The sequence below is a fragment of the Providencia sp. PROV024 genome (assembly GCF_032709665.1).
GTDB lineage: Bacteria > Pseudomonadota > Gammaproteobacteria > Enterobacterales > Enterobacteriaceae > Providencia > Providencia huashanensis.
The window spans coordinates 985,209-1,011,632 of the sequence record NZ_CP120545.1 but is presented as its reverse complement, the minus strand read 5'-3'; the positions used below and the strand labels follow the sequence as shown (position 1 = coordinate 1,011,632).

At 41.2% G+C, this 26,424-nt stretch carries 21 protein-coding genes; 15 read left to right on the top strand and 6 right to left on the bottom strand.

Annotated features, from left to right (window positions below; genetic code table 11):
* Positions 1-38: 38 nt before the first annotated feature.
* Positions 39-725: a DUF421 domain-containing protein gene (locus tag P3L56_RS04540; protein WP_042846840.1), complete on the bottom strand. Its 687-nt coding sequence runs from the start codon at positions 723-725 to the stop codon at positions 39-41.
* Positions 726-1,033: 308 nt separating this feature from the next.
* On the opposite strand from P3L56_RS04540, the gene P3L56_RS04535 reads away from it, so the two are divergent.
* The 4 genes from P3L56_RS04535 (at position 1,034) to P3L56_RS04520 (ending at position 4,781) form a co-directional block, all read left to right on the top strand.
* On the top strand, positions 1,034-1,357 hold the full coding sequence (locus P3L56_RS04535) for a hypothetical protein (RefSeq protein ID WP_042846841.1): 324 nt from the start codon (positions 1,034-1,036) through the stop codon (positions 1,355-1,357).
* A 216-nt stretch (positions 1,358-1,573) separates the two neighbouring features.
* A complete protein-coding gene (locus tag P3L56_RS04530; protein WP_042846842.1) occupies positions 1,574-2,017 on the top strand; it encodes a GNAT family N-acetyltransferase in 444 nt (147 codons plus the stop codon).
* Positions 2,018-2,088: 71 nt separating this feature from the next.
* A complete protein-coding gene (locus tag P3L56_RS04525; RefSeq protein ID WP_166685449.1) occupies positions 2,089-2,355 on the top strand; it encodes a DksA/TraR family C4-type zinc finger protein in 267 nt (88 codons plus the stop codon).
* Positions 2,356-2,774: 419 nt separating this feature from the next.
* The gene (locus P3L56_RS04520; protein ID WP_042846844.1) at positions 2,775-4,781 is read left to right on the top strand and encodes a BCCT family transporter; all 2,007 of its coding nucleotides are present in this window, start codon (positions 2,775-2,777) and stop codon (positions 4,779-4,781) included.
* Between the two features lie 98 nt (positions 4,782-4,879).
* Here P3L56_RS04520 and P3L56_RS04515 read toward each other — a convergent pair whose 3' ends face one another.
* The 5 genes from P3L56_RS04515 to hpaR all read right to left on the bottom strand — a co-directional run bounded on the left by P3L56_RS04515 (position 4,880) and on the right by hpaR (position 14,339).
* A complete protein-coding gene (locus tag P3L56_RS04515) occupies positions 4,880-5,485 on the bottom strand; it encodes a hypothetical protein (protein ID WP_048608298.1) in 606 nt (201 codons plus the stop codon).
* On the bottom strand, positions 5,482-6,321 hold the full coding sequence (locus P3L56_RS04510) for a hypothetical protein (RefSeq protein ID WP_198861474.1): 840 nt from the start codon (positions 6,319-6,321) through the stop codon (positions 5,482-5,484). Before P3L56_RS04510 ends, P3L56_RS04515 begins: the two co-directional genes overlap by 4 nt.
* A 27-nt stretch (positions 6,322-6,348) precedes the next feature.
* Positions 6,349-10,779 (bottom strand): DUF637 domain-containing protein, encoded by a 4,431-nt coding sequence (locus tag P3L56_RS04505; protein WP_233102487.1) that lies wholly within the window; start codon positions 10,777-10,779, stop codon positions 6,349-6,351.
* Between the two features lie 24 nt (positions 10,780-10,803).
* Positions 10,804-12,477, bottom strand: a complete 1,674-nt coding sequence (locus P3L56_RS04500; protein WP_198861153.1) for a ShlB/FhaC/HecB family hemolysin secretion/activation protein — start codon at positions 12,475-12,477, stop codon at positions 10,804-10,806.
* A 1,406-nt stretch (positions 12,478-13,883) separates the two neighbouring features.
* Positions 13,884-14,339 carry a homoprotocatechuate degradation operon regulator HpaR gene (gene hpaR, locus P3L56_RS04495; protein ID WP_042846846.1) on the bottom strand — a complete coding sequence of 152 codons (456 nt, stop codon included), beginning with the start codon at positions 14,337-14,339 and terminating at the stop codon, positions 13,884-13,886.
* A 428-nt stretch (positions 14,340-14,767) separates the two neighbouring features.
* On the opposite strand from hpaR, the gene P3L56_RS04490 reads away from it, so the two are divergent.
* The 11 genes from P3L56_RS04490 to hpaA all read left to right on the top strand — a co-directional run bounded on the left by P3L56_RS04490 (position 14,768) and on the right by hpaA (position 26,290).
* Entirely contained in the window at positions 14,768-15,397 is a 630-nt protein-coding gene (locus P3L56_RS04490; RefSeq protein ID WP_042846847.1) for a fumarylacetoacetate hydrolase family protein, read from the top strand.
* Positions 15,397-16,176 (top strand): fumarylacetoacetate hydrolase family protein, encoded by a 780-nt coding sequence (locus P3L56_RS04485; RefSeq protein ID WP_042846848.1) that lies wholly within the window; start codon positions 15,397-15,399, stop codon positions 16,174-16,176. The genes P3L56_RS04490 and P3L56_RS04485 overlap by 1 nt, the downstream gene beginning before the upstream one ends.
* The gene (hpaE, locus tag P3L56_RS04480; RefSeq protein WP_042846849.1) at positions 16,176-17,642 is read left to right on the top strand and encodes a 5-carboxymethyl-2-hydroxymuconate semialdehyde dehydrogenase; all 1,467 of its coding nucleotides are present in this window, start codon (positions 16,176-16,178) and stop codon (positions 17,640-17,642) included. Before P3L56_RS04485 ends, hpaE begins: the two co-directional genes overlap by 1 nt.
* Positions 17,643-17,865: 223 nt before the next feature.
* Complete coding sequence (hpaD, locus tag P3L56_RS04475) at positions 17,866-18,747, top strand: 3,4-dihydroxyphenylacetate 2,3-dioxygenase (RefSeq protein ID WP_272686249.1); 882 nt, start codon at positions 17,866-17,868, stop codon at positions 18,745-18,747.
* Positions 18,748-18,756: 9 nt separating this feature from the next.
* Positions 18,757-19,140, top strand: a complete 384-nt coding sequence (locus P3L56_RS04470; RefSeq protein WP_129466845.1) for a 5-carboxymethyl-2-hydroxymuconate Delta-isomerase — start codon at positions 18,757-18,759, stop codon at positions 19,138-19,140.
* 40 nt (positions 19,141-19,180) lie between these two features.
* Positions 19,181-20,407 carry a Bcr/CflA family multidrug efflux MFS transporter gene (locus P3L56_RS04465; protein WP_080750906.1) on the top strand — a complete coding sequence of 409 codons (1,227 nt, stop codon included), beginning with the start codon at positions 19,181-19,183 and terminating at the stop codon, positions 20,405-20,407.
* On the top strand, positions 20,404-21,867 hold the full coding sequence (locus P3L56_RS04460) for an NAD-dependent succinate-semialdehyde dehydrogenase (protein WP_042846852.1): 1,464 nt from the start codon (positions 20,404-20,406) through the stop codon (positions 21,865-21,867). The genes P3L56_RS04465 and P3L56_RS04460 overlap by 4 nt, the downstream gene beginning before the upstream one ends.
* A gap of 192 nt (positions 21,868-22,059) precedes the next feature.
* On the top strand, positions 22,060-22,863 hold the full coding sequence (gene hpaH / locus P3L56_RS04455; protein WP_048608303.1) for a 2-oxo-hept-4-ene-1,7-dioate hydratase: 804 nt from the start codon (positions 22,060-22,062) through the stop codon (positions 22,861-22,863).
* Positions 22,864-22,872: 9 nt separating this feature from the next.
* Complete coding sequence (hpaI, locus tag P3L56_RS04450; RefSeq protein ID WP_210831591.1) at positions 22,873-23,679, top strand: 4-hydroxy-2-oxoheptanedioate aldolase; 807 nt, start codon at positions 22,873-22,875, stop codon at positions 23,677-23,679.
* A gap of 163 nt (positions 23,680-23,842) precedes the next feature.
* Positions 23,843-25,210 carry a 4-hydroxyphenylacetate permease gene (gene hpaX / locus P3L56_RS04445; RefSeq protein ID WP_042846855.1) on the top strand — a complete coding sequence of 456 codons (1,368 nt, stop codon included), beginning with the start codon at positions 23,843-23,845 and terminating at the stop codon, positions 25,208-25,210.
* A 189-nt stretch (positions 25,211-25,399) separates the two neighbouring features.
* Entirely contained in the window at positions 25,400-26,290 is an 891-nt protein-coding gene (gene hpaA / locus P3L56_RS04440; protein ID WP_042846856.1) for a 4-hydroxyphenylacetate catabolism regulatory protein HpaA, read from the top strand.
* Positions 26,291-26,424: the final 134 nt, after the last annotated feature.

Sequence of the window (26,424 nt, the reverse complement as noted above, 5' to 3'; positions counted from 1 at the left end):
GGTAAGTAGATGAGGTTTGCTTCATCTACTTACTTGCTTTATGCAATAATTTTTAATTCATGGCTATTTTTACGGTTTATCTTACCATCTCGTAAAATAAAACTAACTTCTCCGCGCCAAAATTCAGCTAAGAAAATATCATCGACAGAAGCAATTCCTTGTAATTCAATTTGCTGCATTAGCCATTCTTCATCCCTTTCAATAGAATCTAACTCGCTATTTCTAACGATGCCATCTTTCATCAAGATCACCGAAGGCATATTTTTTTCATCACAAATAACCGTTAGCTGCCCATCAGGCTCTATTTGTGCATAATAAATTTCTTGAAATGAGTGAATACCTTGGGCGTGTATCCGTGAAGAAATATTAATAATGTCGATTTTATTTCCTTTTTTTAAGATATTTTCCATAATGAACTGCCCTTTTTTGATGATTGGTATGGGATTACCAATTGCAACATTACGAAAAAAATTAAACTTTTTTGTTAGAAAATTCAAAGAGCTAATAAATAAAACACCAATTATTAAAATAGTAATATACTGATAAAGAGGGATAGTATCACTGTAAATGACCCCACCAATTATTCCCCCAAGCACAAAATTGCCAATAAAATCAATTGGTGTCATCTGGGAAAGCTGAGTCTTTCCTGATAAATTCATATGTGTGATAACAATAGCGAAACCAATAATAAACTTCAAAATGATAAACGAATAATAGTACGTCATATTGCTATCCCTCTATTATCTCAATTAAAAATATATTTTTATCGTTTGTAAACCGACAGCTATTCATCATTTTAGCTGGTTTGCTTACTTATATGTCTACATGACCGACTTAACCATTAAAATATTTTATTTGCCTTTCAACCAAGTCGGCCATCAAGTCTCTTTATCTACCCTAATTTATATTAACCTTTCAAAAAATCATTAATTTGTTTTATAACAATTTTACTTTCAACTATATTTAAATATGAGCATTATGATTAATGCATTTGCATGATTTCAATCACCCCTTTAATACTAAGGATATGTTTATGAATACGAAAGTTATCGCCTCACTATTTTTTGCTGGCATTATGACGGCCATAGCAGGCTGTGATGACGCATCCAAAGGGAATGATACGGTTAAGCAAGCTGAAGAAAAAGCACAACAGCTAAAAGAAGATGGTCAGCAAAAAGCAAATGAACTCTCTGAAGATGTAAAAAATAAGACCGAGGAATTAAAGCAAAACACGGCTGAGTTTGGCCAAGAAGTCAAAACAGATGCTATCAATAAAGCGGATGAAATGGCCACCGATGTGAAAGAAAAAACGGAGTCACTCAAAGCCGAAAACGATGCTAAAACAGATGAGAAATAAGTTTTAGTAACGCTAAAAATAGGAATAAGCTTTGATTAATCAATAAATCAAACGCCTATACTCTCACCTTATCTGCAACCTTAAATGCAGGCTTAAATGCCTGCATTTCCCATTTTTTATTTTTCGTAACAATAAAAGTACTAAAACCTTCCTTACTTAATGGTTATCTCGTTATATAGTGGGGTTTCTTTTATAACGTCGATATCAGGATTTTTCATGCAAATTAAATATAGCCTTGGACATGCAATCCCCAAACTCGTGGAAGATGCATTTGACCTACGCCAACAAGTCTTTACCCACGAACAAGGCTTTCCTGCTGACATCGATGTTGATGAATATGATGATACTGCCTTGCATGTCGTTTTGTACCTTAATCAACACCCAGCAGCAGTGTTACGTTGCATTCTGTTTGAAGAGACCGGGTTAGTCAAAGTGGGCCGTGTTGCGGTACAAAAACAGCATAGAGGAAAAGGGCTAGGCCGCGAACTCATGAAATTTGTTGAGCATTACGCACAACAACATCATTTCAAAAAAATAGGCCTTTCTGCACAACATACTGCCATCGAGTTTTATCACTCTTTAAAGTACCAAACAGAGGGGGAAATGTACGATGAAGACGGAATGGACCACATCTATATGACTCGCTCTTTAGAACAATAATTGACCTTGAATTTAATTTTCTCGCCCCTATATTAATATTAGGTCAATAATTAAACAAACCGAGGTTTCTTATGGCGAATGGCTGGGCAAATGAAAATGCCGTTCAAGAACAAATTGATGCAACATTAGATGACGCAATCACCAAAGCTCGTAACCAGTTACATTCAGGTGAAAGTGCTGAGATTTGTGAAGAGTGCGGCGAAACCATTCCTGAAGCCCGTCGTTTAGCCTTACCAGGGGTCAGGTTGTGTATCAGCTGCCAAAATGAATTGGATAAAAAAAACGCTGCGTATAGCGGCTATAACCGCCGTGGAAGTAAAGACAGCCAGCTACGATAATTCTGTTAATCTCACTGCTAACTTATCGTTTTTACGTAAAAAACCGCTTGTTTTATCTATTTCGATTAACTTCTCCATAAAGAATGTAAATATTACATTATAACTTATTAATAATATGATAATTAACATGATATTTTTATTACATCCTTATTTTATTTCCCGCTGTTGTTGATCATTTATCCATATCGTGGCAGTATGTCCGCCTGATTTTTTACACTAAAGAGGGTTCAAGGCTCAAAATTAATCACTACTTTTAGCCGTTTTTACTGCTATTAACACGATGTATTTATTGTTCTTTCTACTTTGTTTCCTTAGGAAACCTTTCACAATTATCCATTGTTTCATTAAGAAGGACAGCAGGTTGCATACTTTGTCTCTATTGGTATGCCAAAAATAAAATAAAACAAAAGAAGGTTGTTATGAGTCAAATAAATGATGATTCTAAAAAAGTTCGCTCCAAAATTAGTCCCCCAGTATTTTATAGCTCCGCAATTGTTATTTTGGTCATTGTTGGCTTTGCTGCCTTAATGCCCCAAGTTGCAGAATCTCATCTAAGTCATCTTCAACAAAATTTATTTAATAACGCCAGCTGGTTCTATATCCTTGCTGTTGCGATTGTTCTATTGAGTGTGACTTATCTGGGACTCTCTCGTTATGGGCAAATAAAATTAGGACCGGATCACGCACAGCCAAATTTTAGCTATGTTTCATGGTTTGCCATGCTATTTTCCGCTGGTATGGGTATTGGTTTGATGTTCTTTGGTGTTGCTGAACCAGTAATGCATTATCTGAACCCACCTATTGGTGATCCCCAAACCGTTGAAGCCGCTAAAGATGCCATGCGATTAACCTTTTTCCATTGGGGGTTACACGCTTGGGCGATTTACGCCATAGTTGCATTAATTTTAGCCTTTTTTAGCTATCGTCATGGGCTTCCTCTTACTTTACGCTCCGCTCTTTATCCTATTATTGGCGAGCGTATTTATGGCCCAATTGGTCACGCTGTCGATGTTTTTGCGGTTGTCGGTACCGTATTTGGTGTCGCCACATCGCTCGGTTTTGGTGTTTTACAAGTCAATGCGGGGATGAACCACTTATTTGGTCTGCCCGTTAATGAAATGGTGCAAGTTGGGTTAATTATTGCTTTTACAGGCTTAGCGACTATCTCGGTGGTCTCAGGGTTAGATAAAGGTATCCGTATTTTATCTGAACTCAACCTTGGTTTAGCCTTCCTATTGTTGCTCCTTGTTCTTATTTTAGGGCCAACAGTATTACTGTTGAAATCGTTTGTTGAGAACACAGGTGGCTACCTATCAGAGATCGTCACTAAAACCTTTAATCTTTACGCTTATGAACCCAAATCAAGTAGTTGGTTAGGGGGATGGACTCTCTTGTATTGGGGTTGGTGGTTATCATGGTCTCCATTTGTAGGGATGTTTATCGCTCGTATTTCTCGTGGGCGTACTATCCGTGAATTTGTTACTGGAGTACTGTTTGTTCCTGCCGGTTTCACTTTAATGTGGATGACGTTCTTTGGTAATACTGCTATTGATTTAATTAAAAATCAGGGAGCTACTAAGTTAGCGGAAACCGTACAATCTGATGTTTCTCTCGCCTTATTTGAATTTTTAACTTACTTTCCTTTTTCTACTGTATTGTCATTTTGCGCCATGCTGATGGTCATTGTGTTCTTTGTGACTTCGGCGGACTCAGGTGCAATGGTTGTTGATACCCTTGCCTCAGGTGGTGATTCAAATACCCCTATTTGGCAGCGTATCTTCTGGGCAGCCCTGATGGGTATTGTTGCTATCACTATGCTACTCGCTGGTGGTTTACAAGCCTTGCAAACGCTGACGATTGCGAGTGCATTACCATTTGCTATGGTCTTGTTAGTCTCTATTTATGGTTTGTTTAAAGCATTGCGTGTCGATGCCTACAAACGCGATAGCCAACAGCTCGCAACGATCGCTCCTACAGCAAGCCGTAATCCTATACCGTGGCAGCGTCGCTTACGTAATATCGTTTATTTCCCTAAGCGTTCACATGTTAAGCGTTTTATCGAGGAATCCGTGAAACCTTCAATGGAAATGGTATCAGAGGAACTCGAGAAGCAAGGGACGGTTTGCCATATCCACACCGACAGAGATGACCGGATCGGGTTTGAAGTGGATTTAGGTAATGATATGAACTTTTTATATGAAGTTCGCCTTCGTTACTATATTCAACCTTCTTTTGCCTTAGCAGGTATGGGGGATGAAATTGATGAAGAGAAAAATGAAGAACAACGTTACTACCGTGCTGAAATCCATCTAAAAGAAGGTGGGCAAGATTATGATGTGATGGGTTGGGCTAAAGAACAAATCATTCACGATATTCTTGACCAATATGAAAAACATATTCACTTTTTACACTTATTGGGTAAGTAGCCCTAAAAAAGAACTTAGTCATTAGAGACTAAAGTTTATACCGCAGTAACCGCCATCTTTACGTAAAGATGGCGGTTATTTATAATACTTTCCTAACTTTAATCATGGTACATACGAGGAAAATATTCACTAATTTTGTCGTTATCGAATAACTGGTCTACAGTGAAATCAATGGTATCAGATACCGCAATTCCATGGCGCAACTCTTTGGGAAAGTCTTCAACTGAAGCATAAATAGTCGGCATCAAATAACGGAAATAATCTCCCATCTTAGTTTCACCATCATAGCCGACAGGGTAATCATCTCCGGGGTTATTGCCTTCTATAGCTTGATAAATAAAAAAGCCTTTATTGACTGACAGATTAGTATCACTGTAATGCCCCGAAGTCATTAACTCGCTTTCTATGCACTCTTCAACTTCTTTTTTCGAAGATAGATGTCGATAAAGACATGATGAATATAAATCTAAAATAGCTAAGCCACCTTTATCAAGGGGATAGTTTACAAAAGTTGCTGATTCTTCCCACATAAATTCATTTAAATTATTCAATAGTTCTGTAACATTACTAATCGCCAGTAACGATTTAGGTAAATCACCAAAACCATTATTAATCATGACTGCGATTTTTCCATTTTTATCCATGGCAAACCAAGTAAAAACCGAACCAAAGCTAGGTTTCCAATTAATATCTAACATACTCATTTATCTACTCCTGTTGGCCATGTAACTAAGCAATTATCACATGTTTCTTTTATTGCTTTTAGCGGAATTGTATCTTTTCCCCAAACCTCTCTTGGCCTGATCGCTTGGGTAAATCGGATATTTTCTGGCTTAACTCCTTGACGAATCAACGAGTCCGCGGCTGATACCTCAGCACAAGAGCCAACTGTATTTTTACAAAATGTTGTATATTCACCTATTTTAACACCGAGTTGGTTCTCAACATAAATTACAGTGTCCTTATTCAGCATTTCAGCTGAAATTTTACCATCGCTATATCCAATAGCTATCTTCCCCGTCACAGGATCATACGCACCTATCATGGTGGCTGTATTTGCAGCCTGAGTCTTAGACGGGAGTCTATTAATCTCTGCGATCAGTTTGTTAGTCGCAGAGGCGTGCAACTGCTCTTTTTCTATGATGGGGGTTAATTTCGAGATATTAAGCTTACCTGAAGTCAATAGCTCTTTTGAGGTGGTTGGTATTATATTTTTTAATGATTTAAGTGCCTCTTCAGAATTCACTACGACTTTATAGCCCGCTCCTCCAATTGCGGTTGTCGATATAGCAGCTTCAGGTGCTGCTATATCGGCTGCTACCAAGCCTAGCTTAGTCGCGCAGAAACTGACGCTAGCTTTACATCCAGCAAAACTTAATTTTAACCCTTCCGCAATTTGTGGAGTCGCGGCAACAACTATTTCACCTCCGAGTATGATGACAACCCCGCCGACGGCAACTAAACCCACTACTCCAGCTGCTTGTTCTCTTGCAGCAACTCTTTGTGCGGCAGCTTTATCTCCTTTAGCTGCTGCCATCATATCCAGATTGTTCTCTATAATTATTTGCTATAGTTGATGCTCTGTATAATTGTACGTATAAACCAGCTCAGCAGAATTAGCGGCAGAAAAAGCCCCTTCTGGCTTATGGGTAATTAATGCCCCTGCAAATCCACCTAATACTTTAGTGAATTGAGTTTTGGCATCATTCCCCTTAATAGCATCTTGTAGTAATGCGATTTGTCTTTCTTGCTCATTGATATATTTTGGCTCAAACAATTTACTGTTTAATGTTATTGCAGCCAACTCTGCTGCTAGTGCACCAACAACTGCACCTTTCGCATCTCCACCAGCAATTTCAGCACTTACACCCGAAACAACAGAGTGACTTAATAGTTTTCCTGTATGGCCTAGAATCTCCCCATTGTCGCCAATAAGTCGAGCACCCTCAGCATTAATCTGATTTCCAATATTACTGAGTAAGGCAGTCTTAAAGTTATCAGTAAAACTGCCACCTTGTATTGTGGTATTCACTGTTGAGCTAATTACCGATTGAGCTGCAACACGCTGGGCAACTTTACCCCAATCTCCATTGCTTAATAGCGGTAATTTAGCATCTGCTGGATTACCTTTAGTCCACCCCATTTTTATATCTAGGCCATTGAGCGCTCCTGAAATCACCATCTGGGTGATGATTGATTTGACGACATCGCTTTTGCCCAATGAATTCAGAGTTTTGGATAGATTCCCTTGGTTTTCAGCCAATGCGACTGCGGCTTGTGTGGAAAGTGCTGTCATGCCTGAATAGGCTGCGCCGGAAATGACTGTTGCAGTAGTTCCGCTAGATCCAGACGCTGCCCAAGCTGCAAACTGTGATGCCGTACCTGACGTCATCGCCGCAACGGTTATCATGATTAACGCTGACGCCACTGGATTTAAGCTTTGGCTTTTATAATCCCAACTGTCATACGCATCTTGAACCAATCCCCATTGCACATCCTTACGGTCTTTTAGACCCGCTAACCATTTGGTGCCTTCTGTTTGACCTAGAGCATTCAGGGCATTTTGTAAGCTTTGATTATTTTTGGTTTTAACATCCGCAGTAATCCCTTTATTCGCATCAACAGTCAGTTTTCCACCAATATGCAATGCAGGTAAAACCCATTTATCTGAGGTATACCCTTTGTTGCGTTGAGTGATATAAAACCCTTTAGAATTTGTAATTACCTGTTCAAATTGCGAATTTTTGACAGCTTTAAAATTGACCTTGCCTGTTTGGCTGGTGATTTTGGCATTCTTGCCCGCATTAATTTTAGTGGCTTCTAACGTCACATCATCTTTGGCGTACAAATTAATATCGCCGCCTGCGGTAAATTCAGTGACTTTATTGGTTTTATCACTACGTGTTTTTCTAACTTCCTTTTTAGTAATACAAAGCGTCCATCGATTGCATTTCTTTTTATACTCTTCGAAGTAACTAGTTTCCTCCATCGCTTGCGCATAGAGATATCCGCCTTTTGCTGCAATATCCATTGCCCCTTTGGCGACGAGGCGAGACGCTTGGAAAAGAATGCTCCCCTCAGACAAAATGGTCAGGGTTTTACCGCTGTTAATTTCAGTGCCTATCTGGCGATATAACTCTTCAAATCGTTTACCTGATTGTTTTCGATAATTCGTTTTGACAGACTCTAAGCGTATATTTCCCCCACTTGAGAGTGTGATGTCACCTAGGGATTTAATTGTGCTACCTTGTGCGGTCAATGCACCATTGGAGGCCAGTGTGACACCTTTATCACCGGAGAGTGTCGAGGTCACATAACGTACATCTTGATTGTCTTCGTTGGGGTTGGGAATGGCGGAATAAGCGGTAGCCGTTAATTTAATATCACGGCCTGAAATTGCAGTAATTTTATCTTTTGATTGGAGATTGGCGGATTGCAAGTCAATATCACGTGCCGCATTTAACTTAATATTACCATTCGCAATAAGTTGAGAGCGCAGCTCTGGGTAGCGATTGGTTTTAAATATATTATCAACATCTTTAATAGATTTTGAGCCTAATAAAATATCTTGTCCTGCATTGAATGACAGTGATTTTCCACTGTTGAAGGCAATGCCACGCGCTTCAATATTTTTACCTGCGGTGAGGTTTATTTCCCCCGAACTAGCCCAGTTTCCTATTTTTGTGAGTAACGCATTGATATTGGCAGCAGGCTCTGAAGCTGCGAGTTTCATTAAATTGGATTCATCGCGACGAATAATAATATTGTCATTGGCACTGATAGAGAGTTTATTCGTTTTGGCTAACTGCACATTATCAAATGTAACGTTTTTACCGGCTTGTATATTTAATGAGTTCGATGCGTTAAGGACCGGGGGCGATAACACATTCCCCTTAAAAGCAGAGATAGGATTCAAGTTATACTGAATACTGCCATTTCTCGCAATTAAGGTACCGTCTTTAGCGGTTAAGTTGACTTGTTTAAGATTAAGGTCATTATTCGCAATTAGGCTTTGTGATTGTTTTGCAGCGAGCTGTGCATTATGAATATTGATGTTTTGACCTGCGATAATAGACAGATCATTTTCAGACTGTAAGTTAGAGGAAATATTTATATTATTAGAATTTAAGATAATATTTTTGGCAGTAATAGCAAAAGAAGGATTCCCTATTTGTACTATTTTTGCAACGGGCTTATCAGTATTAGGAAGTTTACTTTCAAGATTAATAGTATTTTTAAAATCAAGGACAACATTATTTCCAGCTGATATCGTTTTATAGTTTAAAGTTTCAGGCGCCCAAGAATAAAATTTATCGATTAATTTAAAATCTACTGGCTCACTAACATAAAAAATATCATAAGTTCCATTATCCTCACTTTCATCTGCAAATTTTCCTAAATCTGCATTAGATGTATCGTATTTATACCAAAGATCTAATTTCCCTGAATCAAAAGAGGATATTGATGCATTTTGCCCAGTCAATATCACATTGTTTTTTGCAGCAATTTTTCCAAAGTCACTAACTAAATTATTTGCGTTAATATAGGTATTCTTTCCTGATGTTATAGTCCCAATGTTTCCTAGACCCAAATACTGTTTTCGCTCAACATTAATGCTGTCACTGTTGATAAAATCCATTTCCCCAAACCATTTTTTATAGGGAAAACTTTCTAATCGAGGATAGAGTGAAATAATTGATACAACTCCCTGCCTAGTACCAAAAAAAGAAGATACATAAGTGCCATTTCTATCACTGGTAGTTGCATCGATATTGGAAATTTTTATGGGGGATGCCATTGCTGTATTCGTTAGTTTCTTAGTTCTAACAACCAAATCCCCCGCATTGGTCTTTATTGTCCCTGACTTATTCTCAATCAGGGTACTCAAATCCCCTTTGGCATTTTTTTGCATCCACAGATTATCTTGTGCCTGAATCAGTGCGTTATTACCCGTATTACTGACTTTGTCAGCAAAGACACGTATATCCTTACCGGCGATAACTTTCCCATTATTGGTGAGGGTGTTGGTGGCTAATGTGATGTCCTTGATGGCATTCACTTTAGCATTGGTGTTAATTTGCAGATTTTTGGTGCTGACATTAATGTCTTTTTTACCTTGGATATTGCCTGCAAGGGTAATTTTGCCATCGACAGTTAACGTTAGGTCATTTTGATTAGTTTGCACATTGCTGAGGTTAACCCCCACCCCTGCCTCCGTGCTGACCAATTTAACTTGGTTAGCATACATCCCCCCTAGCGCCTTAGTATCGATTGAGACACTCGGTTTTGCCCCTTCACCGGCAATCGGTGTCACGGTACCTTTTTGAAAATCAATACGGTTAGCACCTTGCATCAAGGTCAGGTTTTTGGCTTTAATTTGCCCATTCAGTTCTGTGGCACGGCTAATAATATCGGCATAGGTTTGCGCTTGCGCATTCATGCCATTTGCCCCGATAACCACACTACCTTTTTTCACCTCAACCGCAGACAATGCGCCCTTGTTATCCAGAATGGGTTTCCCCGTGGTCAAAGTGATCGCAGGGGTATTCACAAAACTACAACCATTACAGGTAATCCCATTCGGGTTGGCAATGACGACATTCGCCCCTTTACCAGCCACTTCCAACTTACCTTGTAATTCAGAGCGGCTACTGCCAGTGACTTCGTTGATAATCAGATTGGCGGCGTTTCCCTTTAAATTCGCATTGGCTTTAACCTGCCCTGCGATTTGGGAATTCACATTAGTGGTGGCGTTATTGAGTACCGCGCCTTGTTTATCGACACTAAATTGTTGGAATTTATTATGCGATACCCCCGCCCCATTCGGCGTAGCAATATTAATAATCGGGACGTTCTTTTGTTGAGTGACTTGGGTGTTTTTATCTGCCGCAGTCATAGCGGCTCCCCAAGCGGGATGCAAAGGGTAGACAGCGGTTAAGAAAATAATGGTGTAACTTAATAACCGCTTAGGCCGTGAAGGCAGTTGTTCATTTAGCATAAATAATCCTTTAAAAACGTAAAGCTACAGAGAGAATGAAACCGACCAGTAGGTCGACCAATGGTCTGGTTTAAGTTGTGAGGGATAATGCAAAGGTTTACTAAGTAGAAACTGAGAATAAAACAGGCTATTACCGGTAAAAGAGAGGCCAACGGCTCCCCCCGCTAAGGTGTTATGTTCAACGTGGTATTTATCTGAGGCGATAAAACCATAATCTAAGGCGCTGATTACACGAAACTGCCCAATGCTAGTCGTCGAGATATCTTTATGAATTTCATTGCGCCAATACCCGCCTCGGTTACCACTTAAAGACTGCTCATGGTAGCCACGAACAGAGTACTGACCCCCAATACTTATGCGTTCAATGCCGTATAAGTTATCAGGTGAATATTGACCGTAAAATGAGGTTAAATAAGTCATACCATTGGAAAAATAATACTGGTAGCTGCTGCTTAGAGTGAATTTTCGGTAATGACTGCGCGGCGAGTCTTTCGCGAGAGTATCAGGTGAGGCACCAAAGGCGGATACCCCCCATTCAGCGACAGGGTTAAACGTGAAATAACCTTGCCCGAGCATGGTGCTGTACTGCGGAGTAAATGAGAGTGAGGTTAAGGTTGGGCTACTGATACTCAGGGTTTGGGAAGCTAACTGAGTATTGGCGTTTTTATGTTTTAAACTGCCTTGCAGGGTTAGGCGCTGTTTGCCATCGCGATAAACTAAGCGGTTTATATCAAATTGTTGATTAGTATTTTTTCCTTCATAACGGTATTGCTGACCCGATGTATAAAATGGCTGTAACGTATTATTACGATAAAATTGATAACGATAAGACCAGTAGCCATAAGGAACATTCAGATTAGCAACGATATAACGATTATAGTGGAATGCACTTCCATCCAGATCTGTATTGGCCGAGGCTGACCACTGTTCACCAAACCCTAGAGGGGAATCTACCGTTAAACTCCCCGTAATCAACTGTTTTCCCGTTGCCTTCATTCCTGAGTTATCGAGGCTCAGTTGGCTAGTGATAGGCCATTTATTCCCTTGCTGATGAATAATAATCCGAGAGTAGCCATTTTGGGTTCCTGGCTGAATATCGATGGTGTATTTGATAGATGGTAATCGGTTGAGTTGCTCCAGTCCCTGTTCAATATCCCGTAGATTTAATATTTTGCCTTGTTGATGAGGAAATATTTGCTGAACTAAGCGCTCAGGGGAATTTTCAATCTCAATAGTTTCAATATGCCCTTCAATAACTTGTAATAGCAATTGATGTGAGGATAAATCTTGCTCTGGAATGATGGCTTGAGAAGTAATAAAACCCTGTTCTATATAGTAATTAGTCACATGATTGGCAAGCTTATATATTTCACCTAGCGTGAGGCAACGTTTTAAGTAAGGTGAGGTTAATTGGGTTTGTATTGTGCTGCTAAGGCGTGTTGAGCCGACAAATTGGATCTCATTGATAGGGAAACATATTTTATTTTTATAAGGGGGAAGCGATGCATCCTCAATGGGGATTGTACTTTGTTTTTCTAATAGACTACGTTGGGTTAACTCCGATTCCAATCGTTGTTTCTGTTCAAATTGAATGCTTTCCTGTGCAGAGGATAGCAATTGATTTTCTGTGTAGCCATAAGGCGAAATGATGAATAACGATAAGTATAATAAACGCCGCATAATTTGATGATTTGTCATGTTATCTAAATTTTCGTTATGAATAGTAAAGTGATCGTAATGTAACTCATTCTCATTCTCATTAACTGTTTTTAGATAAAAAATATCCACCATGAATAAAATTTAATATTTTTATTTTTAATGCGTTTTTTTGTATTTTTTTATTTTATTGCTTCGATTAATTCTTCATTAACGGTAAAAATTATTGTTATATGCTGACAATCAATCGATTGATTTTATTGGTGAGTTTGGCACTAGTAAGTAGAGCCATCGAGGTAATTTCACAATTGCAAAAAAGAACATGACAGTGAGGAATTGACTACCTATCTAATAAGTATCAGTGAAGTTCGACTTCAGTGAATCTACAGGGAAAGTGAATCATTTAAGTATCTAAATAATTCAAATTGCAGGAAGGGGACAATTGAGGATAGTTTGGGGAGAATATATCAGTATGTGACCCAAATAGCCGAAAGAAGCCAACACAGCTAGAGCTCGAAATATAACGAATACAAATTAATTTTCTAACTAGTTCGAACTCTAGCAAGGCGGCGATTGAGGATAGTTTGGGGAGCATACATTAGTATGTGACCCAAATAGCCGAAAGAAGCCAACACAGCTAGAGCTCGAAATATAACGAATACAAGTTAATTTTCTAAATAGTTCGAACTCTAGCAAGGTGGCAATTGAGAATAGTTTAGGGAGAATATATCAGTATGTGACCCAAATAGCCGAAAGAAGCCAACACAGCTAGAGCTCGAAATATAACGAGTACAAATTAATTTTCTAAATAGTTCGAACTCTAGCAAGGTGGCAATTGAGAATAGTTTAGGGAGAATATATCAGTATGTGACCCAAATAGCCGAAAGAAGCCAACACAGCTAGAGCTCGAAATATAACGAATACAAATTAATTTTCTAACTAGTTCGAACTCTAGCAAGGCGGCAATTGAGGATAGTTTGGGGAGCATACATTAGTATGTGACCCAAATAGCCGAAAGAAGCCAACACAGCTAGAGCTCAAAATATAACGAGTACAAATTAATTTTCTAACTAGTTCGAACTCTAGCAAGGCGGCAATTGAGGATAGTTTGGGGAGCATACATTAGTATGTGACCCAAATAGCCGAAAGAAGCCAACACAGCTAAAGCTCGAAATATAACGAATACAAGTTAATTTTCTAAATAGTTCGAACTCTAGCAAGGCGGCAATTGAGGATAGTTTGGGGAGAATATATCAGTATGTGACCCAAATAGCCGAAAGAAGCCAACACAGCTAGAGCTCGAAATATAACGAATACAAATTAATTTTCTAACTAGTTCGAACTCTAGCAAGGCGGCAATTGAGGATAGTTTGGGGAGCATACATTAGTATGTGACCCAAATAGCCGAAAGAAGCCAACACAGCTAGAGCTCGAAATATGACGAAAATTTAGGCGCTCTTTCTCTTATCAGCAGAAATATTACTATAATCTGGGCTCTCTAATGCAATTAGCTCATCTAATAGCTCGGTTAAACGTTGCATTTTTTCCTGAGAAAAGGCCTGCTCTATTTTTTGATAACCCTCTTCCACTTCTTGACGCGCTTTGTCATATAACTCTTGCCCTGCGGGCGTCAAAGAGACATACAATTTACGTTGGTCATTCAACGGTTTTAAGCGGAAAATTAAGCCCTCACGCTCCATACGGGTTAAGATCCCCGTTAAACTTGGACGAAGAATACAGGTTTGGACTGATAATTCATGAAAATCAATTGAACGTTTATCAGCTAAAACCCGAATGATACGCCATTGCTGTTCAGTCAAATTATACGACTTCAATATTGGCCGAAAGAACCCCATTGCGGTTTCCCTTGCCTGCAACAATGCAATTGTCAATGATTCATGCATAAGCTTAAAACTCACCACTCAATTAAAGTTATTTAATCCAATTTAGGTGCTTCACGGTGACTACCATTTTGCTGTATTGGACGTTATTTTGTTCAATCGCACACTGTCTATACTGACTTTTACACGACCAATTTACTTATTACCAAGAGTAGCACGGTCAAATAACAATCTCAAAGAAAAACCCTAAAATATTAATGAGTAAATAATTTAAAAAACAACATACAAGTTAAATATTTGTAAACCATAAAAAATAGCAAAAATAATAAACCATACAATAACAATGGGTTGCATCATTGCCATCTGATTATGTTAATACGATCACAATTAAAATTAACATTTCCATAAACCTATTGCTAATTTCAAAATTATACTTTATTAATATATTAATAATTACTCGAAAGTTAAATTCTTTTCATAAGGAGTTGTCAATGAAAGGCACTGTTTTTGCCGTTGCCCTCAACCACCAAAGCCAGCTTAATCACTGGCTAGAGGCATTCCAGCAAGCCCCTTATAAAACCCCACCTAAAACACCAGTGTGGTTTATTAAGCCGCGTAATACGCGTATTAACTCAGGTGAGCCAATCATCCATCCTATTGGAGAAGAAGTTCAAAGTGGTGCAACGCTAGCGCTAGTCATTGGTAAAGAAGCACGTAAAGTGAGTAAAACCGATGCACATCAGTTTATTGCAGGGTTTGCACTAGCAAACGAAGTGAGCTTGCCAGAAGACACCTTCTATCGTCCTGCCATTAAAGCTAAGTGTCGCGACACCTTTTGCCCAATAGGTGAAATGGCGACAACTTCGCTAAATGCTCCTGTCGATATCATCACTCAAGTAAATGGTAAGGAAGTGGATCGTTGGTCAACAAAAGATCTGATCCGCGATGCTAGCGAGTTAGTGGCAGCACTAAGCGACTTTGCCACCCTAAAACAAGGGGACGTGATCCTAATAGGCACGCCACAACAACGTGTCACTATCAAACCGGGTGACGAAGTGGTCATCCTAGCAGAAGGCTTCCCTAGCCTGAAAAACACCGTTGTGGCAGCAGGAGGAAAATAATGTCTACTATCACTAAACGCGCAAAAGTTCTGTTTAAAGGCACTGAATATTCCGTCACTGTTGGCGACAACGAAGAAATAACCTTACCAAACGGGGATGTTATTGCTGGTGATTCTTCCGATATCGTGTGGTTACCTCCTGCACAAGGGACTTTATTTGCCCTAGGCTTGAATTATGCGGATCACGCAACAGAATTAGAGTTTAAGCCACCTGAAGAGCCGCTAATTTTTATTAAAGCTGAAAATAGCTTAACGGGCCACCGCCAAGTCTCAGTCCGTCCAGATAATGTTGAATATATGCATTATGAGTCTGAATTAGTGGTCGTAATTGGTAAAGCTGCCCATAAAGTATCGAAAGAAGACGCGATGGATTATGTCGCAGGTTACACCGTGTGTAATGACTATGCGATCCGCGACTATCTTGAAAACTATTATCGCCCAAATTTACGTGTTAAAAGCCGCGATACCTTAACACCAATTGGTCCTTGGATTGTCGATAAAAGCGCAGTTAAAGACCCTCACAACCTAGCTTTATATACCTATGTTAATGGTGAACTTCGCCAAAAAGGGACAACTGCTGACCTAATTTTCGATATTCCATTTTTAATTGCTTACCTCAGTGACTTTATGACACTGCAACCGGGGGACATGATTGCCACAGGGACACCAAAAGGGCTGTCTGATGTGGTACCGGGCGACGAAGTCATTGTTGAAGTTGAAGGTGTTGGCAGACTAGTCAATACCATTATCAGCGAAAAAGAATATGAGGAACGAGTGTAATGACTAAGATTAACCATTGGATCAACGGAAAAAACGTTGCTAGCAAAGACTATTTTCAAACCACCAACCCAGCAACTGGCGAAGTATTGGCTGAAGTCGCGGCTGGTGGGCAAGATGAAATCAACCAAGCCGTTGCTGCTGCAAAAGATGCCTTTCCTAAATGGGCCAATACCCCGATGAAAGAGCGCGCTCGCTTAATGCGTCGCCTTGGTGAACTCATTGATGAAAACGTCCCTCAAATAGCGGAAATGGAAACCCAAGATACTGGTTTACCTATTCATCAAACTAAAAATGTGTTGATCCCTCGTGCCTCACATAACTTTGAATTCTTTGCCGAAATTTGCCAGCAAATGAATGGTCGTACCTACCCAGTTGACGACAAAATGATGAACTATACCTTAGTTCAACCTGTTGGTGTTTGCGCACTGATTTCCCCATGGAACGTCCCATTTATGACGGCAACATGGAAAACAGCCCCTTGTTTAGCGCTGGGTAATACCGCTGTGTTGAAAATGTCTGAATTATCACCATTGTCCGCTAACCGCCTTGGGGAACTGGCACTTGAAGCAGGTATCCCTGCGGGTGTTCTTAACGTGGTTCAAGGTTACGGTAGTACTGCCGGTGACGCGTTAGTTAAACACCATGATGTACGCGCGGTTTCCTTCACAGGGGGTACCGCCACTGGCCGCACCATCATGCAAAATGCAGGCTTGAAAAAATACTCAATGGAATTAGGCGGAAAATCCCCGGTTCTGATTTTTGAAGATGCAGACATTGAACGCGCATTAGATGCCGCACTGTTCACTATTTTCTCAATAAATGGCGAACGTTGTACCGCAGGTTCTCGGATCTTCATTCAAGAAAGCATTTACCCTGAGTTTGTAAAACGCTTTGCTGAACGTGCAAACCGCCTCATCGTCGGCGACCCGAACGATCCAAAAACACAAGTCGGTGCATTAATCAGCGAACAACATTGGAACAAAGTATCTGGTTACATTCGCTTAGGTATGGAAGAAGGTGCAACCCTATTAGCTGGTGGCCCAGATAAACCAACTGACTTACCTGCACACCTAAGAAACGGTAACTTCTTACGCCCAACTGTTCTGGCCGATGTTGATAACAGCATGCGTGTCGCACAGGAAGAAATTTTTGGTCCAGTTGCTTGCTTAATTCCGTTTAAGTCAGAAGAAGACGGTTTACGCATGGCAAATGATATCGAATACGGTTTAGCTTCCTATATTTGGACACAAGATGTGAGCAAAATCTTACGTTTATCTCGTAATATCGAAGCCGGTATGGTGTTTGTTAATACCCAAAACGTACGTGACCTACGTCAGCCATTTGGTGGTGTTAAAGCATCCGGTGTTGGCCGTGAAGGTGGCGAGTATAGCTTCGAAGTCTTCGCGGAAATGAAGAACGTCTGTATCTCCTACGGAGACCATAACATCCCTCGCTGGGGTGTGTAATAAAAAGCAAAATTATTCAGTAGCAAGCTACACCATTCTTTATTCTAAGTAATTTTGAATCAATGATAATTAATTTGGCTACTTATCCTAAATAATTCGTATTGTAGCTAGGCGGCAAGTGAAGTTATCCCTAGGAGCATACTGAAGTATGTGACTAGGGTAACTTTATGAAGCCAACAACGCTACGGCGCGAAGTATGACGGATAAGCGAAGGAGGAAGGAAATGGGTAAGTTGGCACTCGCCGCAAAAATAACACACGTCCCATCCATGTACCTATCAGAACTACCGGGTAAAAATCATGGATGCCGCCAAGCCGCTATCGATGGTCATAAAGAAATTAGCCGTCGTTGTCGCGAATTAGGCGTTGATACCATCATTGTTTTTGACACGCACTGGCTGGTCAATAGTGCTTACCACATCAACTGCGCCGATCATTTTAAAGGTATATATACCAGTAATGAACTCCCTCATTTTATTCGTGATATGGAATATGAATATGATGGAAACTCAGTCCTAGGCCAAATGATCGGCGAAGAAGCGCGCAAATTAGGTGTTCGAGCTCAAGCTCATGAAATTCCAAGCTTAACTCTCGAATATGCGACTTTAGTTCCTATGCGCTATATGAATAGCGACCGCCACTTTAAAGTGATTTCTATCTCCGCATTCTGTACTTCTCACAGCTTTGAAGACAGCCGGAAATTAGGCGAAGCCGTACTGACCGCGATCGAAAAATACGATGGCACCGTGGCTGTATTGGCTAGTGGTTCTTTATCACACCGTTTTATTGATGACCGAAAAGCCGAAGATGGTATGAATAGTTACACCCGCGAATTTGATGAGCAAATGGACAAACGTGTTGTGAAACTATGGCGTGAAGGTCGTTTCCAAGAGTTTTGCAAAATGCTGCCTGAATATGCTGATTATTGCTATGGTGAAGGGCATATGCACGATACGGTAATGCTATTAGGCATGCTGGGTTGGGATAAATACGCGGAAAAAGTGGAAGTGTTAACGGATTTATTCGCCAGCTCGGGGACAGGGCAAATTAACGCCGTATTCCCTCTTCCAAGTTATATTACTGAAAAACAAACCGCTACTGTATAAGGAATTGTTATGCCTCATTTTTATGCAGAATGCACAGAAAACATTCGTGATGAAGCCGAGCTCCTAGCGTTATTCGCTAAAGTGAATGATGCCCTTGCTGAGACGGGGATTTTCCCACTAGCTGGAATTCGTAGTCGCGCTATTTGGCTAGATACTTGGCAGATGGCCGATGGTAAGCACGACTATGCGTTTGTCCATATGACGTTAAAAATTGGTGCTGGTCGTTCCCTTGAAGATAAGCAAAAAACAGGGGAAATGATTTTCGACCTCATCAAAAACCATTTTGCTGATTTAATGGCAAAACGCTACTTAGCACTATCTTTCACCATGGAAGAGCTAGACCCTGTATTAAATTACAAACAAAACAATGTGCACGCCCTATTTAAAGGGTGAGGGTTTAGGCAGTAACTAATCGTTGTATTGAGAGGGCAAGATGGTTAAAAGTTTCGATAAACACATACCGCACTACCTAATCCCATTATTGGGGTCATTAGTGGCATTCGGCCCATTGTCTATCGATATGTATCTTCCTGCCCTACCTCAGATGGGGGTTGCTCTTCAAGCCTCTCAGGGGCAAATGCAGTACACACTAGGCGCTTTTTTTGCTGGCTTTTGTGTCGGGATGCTGTTTTACGGGCCACTGAGCGATTTGCTGGGCCGCCGTAAAATGTTGTTAAGTGGCTTGGCAATCTTTACCGTAGCAAGCTTATTATGTGCTCAAGCCTCTGATGCCAATACGTTAATTATTTTCAGGGCGCTACAAGCTTTTGGCAGCGGTGCTGCAATCGTGATGGCGAGGGCAATTGCTAGGGATGTGTATCCCGCAAATGAATTACCTAAAGTGTTGTCATTAATGACACTCGTCACCATGATTGCTCCATTACTTGCCCCATTACTAGGTGGTTTTCTACTTATCCACTTTCAGTGGCAAGCTATTTTTTATTTGTTGGCGCTGATTGGCCTATCTTCCGTGGCGGCAATTTTTTTCTTGCTCCCTGAAACATTACGCCACCAGCGGGGCACTGAGAATATTATTTGCGTTGCTTTTAAAAACTACGCTCAGGTGCTCAGCGACAAAGAAGCACTGAGTATTATCGGTACCATGGCGTTCTCTTTCGCAGGGATGTTCGCCTTTATTAGTGGCTCACCATTTGTTTACATCAGCTATTTTGGTGTTTCTGAACAGCATTATGGCCTGTTATTCGGCTGCAACATCTTGGGGATGATTGTCATGCTGTTACTCAATGTTAAGTTGCTAAAAACCTATAGTTTGACGCGTATATTGACCATGCAAAGCGGTTTTCAACTTGCGTTTGGCTTATTGTTGTTACTTTTTTATCAACAAAGCCTCTCCATAATTGTTATTCTGGTGGTACTGTTCCTATCGATGGTAAATGCTATCGGCACTAACAGTTTGTCACTGTTACTGCAACATCGCGGAAAAATTGCAGGTAGCGCCAGTGCACTCGCAATTTCAATTCAATTTGCATTGGCTGCTCTGGCTAGTGTTGCAGTTTCTGTATTACAGGATGAATCCCCATTTGCTATGACACTCGTTATGGCTATCTGTGCTGGGTTAAGTTTCACAAGCCAATATTTATCGGCTAAAAATCCCCACTCACAGGTGCAATCAGTGTCTTCGGAGAAAAACGAAAAATGAGCATAAATACCAATTCTACATTATTCCGCCAACAGGCTTATATCAACGGTCAATGGGTTGACGCACAAAACAACAACGTGTTTGAAGTGACAAACCCTGCGAATAACCACGTTATCGCCAAAGTGAGTAATGTAGGGGCGTTAGAAACCCAGCAGGCTATTGAAGCTGCTGAAAAAGCCCTCCCAGCATGGAGAGCTAAAACTGCGAAAGAACGTAGCCAGATTTTAAATAAATGGTTCCATTTGATGATGGAAAACCAAACAGAATTAGCGCAATTGCTCAGTGCAGAACAAGGCAAGTCGATAACCGAATCGATGGGAGAAATTGCCTACGGAGCCAGTTTTATTGAATGGTTTGCTGAAGAAGGTAAACGCATTTACGGTGAAACTATTCCATCACCACTCCCAGGTCGCCGCCTTGTAACAATAAAACAACCTGTCGGTGTGGTTGCGGCAATTACGCCTTGGAACTTCCCTAATGCGATGATCACCCGCAAAGTCGGTCCAGCTCTAGCAGCCGGTTGTACTATGGTACTAAAACCCGCCGCAGAAACACCACTCTCCGCGCTTGCACTCGCGGCATTAGGTGAACAAGCAGGTATCCCTGCTGGCGTATTTAACATCGTCCCAGGCACAGATGCCCAAGCCATTGGCGGGGTAATGACCTCCAGCCCTATTGTCCGTAAATTGACTTTCACAGGTTCTACCCGTGTTGGCAAATTACTGATGGAACAATGCGCTAATACTGTGAAAAAAATGTCCCTTGAGTTAGGTGGTAATGCGCCATTTATTGTCTTTGATGATGCGGATTTAGACGCAGCAGTACAAGGGGCTTTAGCCGCAAAATTCCGTAACAGCGGGCAAACCTGTGTATGCGCTAACCGCATCTTAGTTCAAGAAGGTGTCTATGATGAATTCGCCGCTCGCTTAGCAAAAGCTGTAAATGAACTAAAAATTGGCCCATCAACCCAAGCAGATTCACAGCAAGGCCCGCTGATTAACCAAGCCGCTGTCGATAAAGTGACAGAGCACATTGCTGATGCTGTTTCTCATGGTGCGAAAGTGATTGCAGGTGGTAAACCAGCGTCGTTGGGTGGTTTGTTCTTTGAACCTACAGTGATCACCGGTGTAACCGAATCCATGAAAGTCGCTAAAGAGGAAACATTCGGTCCACTCGCGCCTTTATTCAAATTCCGTGATGAGCAAGAAGCCATTGCACTAGCGAATGACACTGAGTTCGGCTTGGCATCCTATTTCTATTCAAAAGATATCGGTCGAATCTACCGTGTTGCTGAGGCTTTAGAAAGCGGAATGGTCGGTATTAATGAAGGCATTATTTCAAATGAAGTGGCCCCATTTGGTGGCATTAAGCAGTCTGGTCTGGGGCGTGAAGGCTCACGCTACGGAATTGAAGATTATCTGGAAGTGAAATACCTCTGTTTCGGTGGTCTTTCTAATTAGAAAGACACATTAACTGGCGGTATTCGCTTTTAAAACCTTAGCTCTAAATAATTCGAGTTAGAACAAGGCGGCAAATGAGACTAATCCCTTAGGAGCATACCCGTGTGACTAGGGGATAGGCGCAAGCCTATCGTGAAGCTAACGCAGTTATAGCTCGAAGTATGACGAGCTGAGGTGCAAAAGGAGAATAAGATGTTACAAAAAGATGTCATATTGCAAATAGCCCAACGCCTTAATCAGGCTGAAAAATCACGTGAGCAGATCCGCCAGATTTCGTTGGATCACCCAGAGATGACGATTGACGATGCTTATGCCATCCAAAAAGAATGGGTTGGTTTGAAAATTGCTGAAGGACGTATACTCAAAGGCCATAAAATTGGGCTAACCTCCAAAGCAATGCAAGCAAGCTCACAAATAGATGAACCTGATTATGGCGCGCTACTTGACGATATGTTTTTTGATGACGGTTGTGATATTCCCACTGACCGCTTTATTGTCCCTCGTATTGAAGTAGAGCTTGCTTTTGTTCTCGCAAAACCCTTACGCGGCCCCAACTGCACCATCTTTGATGTCTATAACGCAACTGATTATGTGATCCCTGCTCTTGAGCTAATTGACGCACGTTGCCATAACATAGACCCAGACACTAGCCGTCCCCGTAAAGTATTCGACACAATTTCGGATAATGCGGCTAATGGTGCAGTAATTTTAGGCGGCAGACCTATCAAACCACGCGACTTAGATATGCGTTGGATTAGCGCACTGTTATATCGCAATGGCGTGATTGAAGAGTCTGGTGTCGCTGCCGCAGTTCTCAATCATCCCGCTAACGGTGTTGCTTGGTTAGCCAATAAATTAGCGCCGCATAATGTCCAACTTGAACCGGGCCAAATCATTCTTGGTGGTTCATTTACCCGACCTGTTCCTGCACGTAAAGGCGATGTGTTCCACGTCGACTACGGCAATATGGGTTCTATTAGCTGCCGTTTTGTATAAGGAAATACTATGGTTCTGTTAGAAAATAAATTTAAAAAAGCCTTAAAAAGTGGTCAACCGCAAATTGGGTTATGGCTTGGGTTATGTAGCCCATACAGTGCTGAACTTGTTGCTGGTGCTGGCTTCGATTGGCTATTGATTGACGGTGAACATGCACCGAATAATGTACAAACTATATTATCTCAATTACAAGCAATAGCCCCTTATCCATCACAGCCAGTCGTCCGCCCACCGTGGAATGACCCGGTGATCATCAAACAATTGCTGGATATTGGTGCTCAGACACTTTTATTACCTATGGTGCAAAATGCTGAACAAGCAAAACAAGCCGTCCGTGCGACTCGCTATCCACCAGCGGGAATACGCGGTGTTGGTAGTGCATTAGCGCGTGCGTCACGCTGGAACCGTATCCCCGATTATTTAACTCGTGCAAATGATGAAATGTGCGTAATCGTGCAAGTAGAAACTCGTGAAGCAATGAATAACCTGCCTGAAATTTTAAACGTTGAAGGAGTGGATGGCGTATTTATTGGCCCAGCAGATCTCAGTGCCGATATGGGTTTTTCTGGTAACCCTAATCACCCAGAAGTTAAAGCCGCAATAGAAAAAGCTATTGTACAAATTCGTGAAGCCGGTATCGCCCCTGGGATCTTAATGGCGGCACCAGACGTTGCCGAACACTACCTGAAACTCGGTGCCCTGTTTGTGGCAGTAGGTGTGGATACCACATTACTTGCTCGTACCGCTGAAGCGCTGGCAGCTAAATTTGGCAAAACCGTCTCAGAGGTCACTCCAAGTACACCAAGCGTTTATTAACAATAAATATCGCTAAATAGGTCAATTTTAACCCTACAGACAATTACCCTATTTAGCTAAATAAAAAAGCAATATCACAATATAGGGCAGACAGCACCATGACTGCCTACTAGTCCCTTGTACCTATAAAATCTTCAAAAGAAAGAATTGAGGGCCCTACAATATGAGTAATCAACAACTTGCAAGCACTAACCCTGCTGAGCAACATAAAAATTTAACTGAGCCACAGCAACGGGTAATTAATAAACTATTCAAACGGCTGATAGTATTCTTATTCGTACTATTTGTGTTTTCATTCTTAGACCGGATTAATATCGGCTTTGCCGGCCTAACTATGGGAAAAGATATCGGCCTCACTTCCACCATGTTTGGCTTAGCGGCAACCTTATTTTATGTCACTTATGTTATTTTTGGTATTCCAAGCAATATCATGCTCAGTATTGTGGGGGCTCGCCGTTGGATAGCCACCATCATGGTGCTTTGGGGAATTGCCTCAACCGCAACCATGTTTGCGACCGGGCCAACCAGTTTATACATCTTACGGATGTTAGTTGGGATAGCAGAAGCAGGTTTCCTACCGGGCATTTTAGTGTATTTAACCTACTGGTTCCCCGCTTATTTCCGCGCTCGTGCTAATGCCTTATTTATGATAGCCATGCCAGTTACCATGGCATTTGGTTCACTCGCATCTGGCTATATCCTTGGTTTAGATGGCGTTTTAAACTTAAAAGGCTGGCAGTGGTTGTTCCTACTAGAAGGTTTCCCATCAGTGATCCTTGGGGTACTCGTTTGGTTCTATCTGGATGATTCTCCGAAAAAAGCCAAATGGCTGACCCAAGAAGATAAAGACACGCTTCAAGAAATGATGGACCAAGACCAACTGGAATTAGTGCAACCCCATGGCTCAAAAAGCCATACAGCAATGCAAAATACCAGTTTATGGAAAGAAATATTCACCCCTGTTGTCTTGATGTATACCGTCGCTTATTTCTGTTTAACCAATACATTAAGCGCAATTAACATCTGGACACCTCAGATCATGCAAAGCTTCAATGAAGGCAGTAGTAATGCCATGATCGGCCTGTTAACTGCAATCCCACAATTTTGTACCATCTTAGGGATGATCTACTGGAGTCGGCGGTCAGACCGTTTGCAAGAACGGAAAATGCATACTGCCTTACCGTATTTATTCGCCGCCGCAGGCTGGGTACTTGCTGCCATGACGAGTCACCCAATTATCCAATTGATTGGGATTATCATGGCCTCGACAGGTTCTTTCACTGCCATGGCCGTATTCTGGACGACCCCTGATCAATCCATTAGTTTACGTGCTCGAGCTATCGGTATTGCGGTTATCAATGCAACGGGTAATATAGGCTCAGCCGTCAGTCCACTATTGATAGGTTGGCTAAAAGACCAAACAGGTAGCTTTAATTCAGGCCTCTATTTTGTGGCAGGTTTGCTGGTCGTCGGTGCACTATTAGTTATCGCTATCCCAATGAAGAACTCAAGACCAAGAGCAACACCTTAATATTTTGATGGTTTGAATGATTTGAAGGTTTTGAATGTTTTAATAATTTATGCTGCAAATAATTATTAAAGGGTGTTACCCAAAATAATTTGGTTTGCAGCTAGGCGGCAAGCAAGTTAACCCTTAAGAACATACTGCGGTATGTGACTAGGGTTGGCTTGTGAGGCCAACAACGCTGCGAGCCGAAGAATGAAGGGTAACTCAACTTTAATTACGAATATCGACATCAGTACAGACTACGACGAAACCCAAGGTAACGATGACGTTCACTACCAAACCTTTGGTAACATGGCGGCTTTCTTTGGCCGTGATATGCAAGCCCATCGCCATGACGGTTTTTTCCAATTACACTATTTGGTTACTGGTCATATCACCCTACAACTTGATGAATCTCGTTATTCGGTTCAGGCACCTTTATTTATTCTAACGCCCCCATCTGTCGCCCATGCCTTCTTTACCCAAGAAGACACTGATGGCCACGTACTAACTGTACGGCAAGATTTAATTAGCCCACTATTGGGTTCGCTTTACCCTGCTAACCCTGACTTAGTCAATATTCCAGCAATTTGTTTATCTGTTGCAGACAAACCCGAAGATATTGACACCTTCAATCATTATTGGGCGCTAATGGCTCGTGAATCGGCAAATAACGCTGTAGGGAAAGATCAGGTTTTATCCTCTTTAGCACAGGCTTTTTTTGCTTTTCTACTAAGGTCAATCCCTCTTGATGAGCACCCGACCACAGGTGTTCGAGGGGAGCATCGTTTATTCCAACGCTTTAATCAACTCATTGACTTACATTATCATGAGCACCTAGCAGTACCTGAGTATGCAAAAAAACTCGGGGTCACTGAATCTCGATTGAAAGATATGTGCCGCCGTTTCGCGAATAGGCCGCCTAAACGGCTCATTTTTGATAGGATATTAAGGGAAGCAAAACGTATGCTGCTATTTTCTGATAGCCCAGTCTCTGAAATTGCCTACCAGCTTGGTTTTAAAGACCCCGCTTATTTTGCCCGCTTTTTTAACCGATTAGTGGGTTGTTCCCCAAGTTTATGGCGCGAACAAAATATCCACTAGTACGGGTAGTTTTATCACAAAAATAACACATGTATTGCATATTAAGAATGCAATACATTTTCATGCTTCCTGATAGCCTATCTTTTCCCACCACCACACTTTTATTTTACATTTTAAAAACATTTTGATGTTTT